The sequence below is a fragment of the Thermosipho sp. 1244 genome (assembly GCF_018588215.1).
GTDB lineage: Bacteria > Thermotogota > Thermotogae > Thermotogales > Fervidobacteriaceae > Thermosipho > Thermosipho affectus.
In genome coordinates, this window is record NZ_LNGA01000029.1 from 3,290 (window position 1) to 4,930 (window position 1,641).

Below are 1,641 nucleotides of genomic sequence, written 5' to 3' on the forward strand. Positions count from 1 at the left end.
TCTCCTTAGAAAGGAGGTGATCCAGGCGCACCTTCCGGTACACCTACCTTGTTACGACTTCGCCCCCCTCGCCAGCCTCGCCCTCAGTAGCCCCCCTCCTTCTCAGGTTGGAGTAACCACCTTCGGGCGCTGCCAACTCGGGTGGCGTGACGGGCGGTGTGTACAAACCCCGGGAACGTATTCACCGCGGCGTGGCTGATCCGCGATTACTAGCGATTCCGACTTCATGCAGGCGAGTTTCAGCCTGCAATCCGTACTGAGAGTGGGTTTCAGGGTTTCGCTCACCATCACTGGCTCGCCTCCCGCTGTCCCACCCATTGTAGCGCGTGTGTCGCCCAGAGCATAAGGGGCACGAGTATCTGACGTCATCCCCTCCTTCCTCCGGCTCGTCGCCGGCAGTCCCCTTAGAGTCCCCGGCCTAACCGCTGGCAACTAAGGGCAGGGGTTGCGCTCGTTGCGGGACTTAACCCAACACCTCACGGCACGAGCTGACGACGACCGTGCACCACCTGTGCCGGCTCCCTCACCTCTCGGCGAGAGTCCCTCCCCTTTCGGGTCAGTACCACCAGCATGTCAAGCCCTGGTAAGGTTCTTGGCTTAGCGTCCAATTAAACCACACGCTCCACCGCTTGTGCGGGGTCCCGTCAATTCCTTTGAGTTTCACCCTTGCGGGCATACTCCCCAGGCGGCCCACTTATCGCGTTCGCTTCAGCACGGAGGAATCACTCCCCCACACCTAGTGGGCATCGTTTACGGCTAGGACTACCCGGGTATCTAATCCGGTTCGCTCCCCTAGCTTTCGGGCCTCAGCGTCAGGCGCGGCCCAGGAGACCGGCTTCCCCACCGGCGTTCCTGCTGATATCTACGGATTTCACCCCTACACCAGCAGTTCCGTCTCCCTCTACCGCCCTCAAGTCGCGTGGTTTCCAGCGCAGTTCCACAGTTGAGCCGTGGCCTTTCACACCGGACTTCCACGACCGCCTACGCCCCCTTTACGCCCAGTAAATCCGGGTAACGCTCGCCCCCTACGTATTACCGCGGCTGCTGGCACGTAGTTAGCCGGGGCTTCCTAGTGGGATACCGTCATCGGTAAGACTTTCCACTCCTTACCTTATTCGTCTCCCACCACAGCGGTTTACACCCCGAAGGGCTCCTTCCCGCACGCGGCGTCGCTGGATCAGGCTTCCGCCCATTGTCCAATATCCCCCACTGCTGCCTCCCGTAGGAGTAGGACCCGTGTCTCAGTGCCCTTGTGGCCGGCCATCCTCTCAGACCGGCTATCCGTCGTCGGCTTGGTGAGCCTTTACCTCACCAACTACCTGATGGAACGCAGGCCCATCCCTCAGCAGAGCTTTACGCCCCTTTCTTCCGGAAATCGTAACCTCCGGAACGTATGGGGTATTAGCTGCAGTTTCCCACAGTTATCCCCCTCTGAAGGGTAGGTCACCTACGCGTTACTCACCCGTCCGCCGCTCAGTCTACTAACTTTCATCCCAAAGGACTCCAGTTAGCAGCTTCGCTCGACTTGCATGTGTAAGGCACGCCGCCAGCGTTCACCCTGAGCCAGGATCAAACCCTCCATGTCTATCTAGAGCTTGTCCTTCTTATCCGCAGAGCTGCTATCTATTTTTCAATGACCTC

At 59.5% G+C, this 1,641-nt stretch carries 1 rRNA gene; it reads right to left on the minus strand.

The features are described from left to right. Window positions 1-9 precede the first annotated feature (9 nt). Window positions 10-1,585: ribosomal RNA gene (locus AS157_RS06875) — 16S ribosomal RNA — on the minus strand. Window positions 1,586-1,641: the final 56 nt, after the last annotated feature.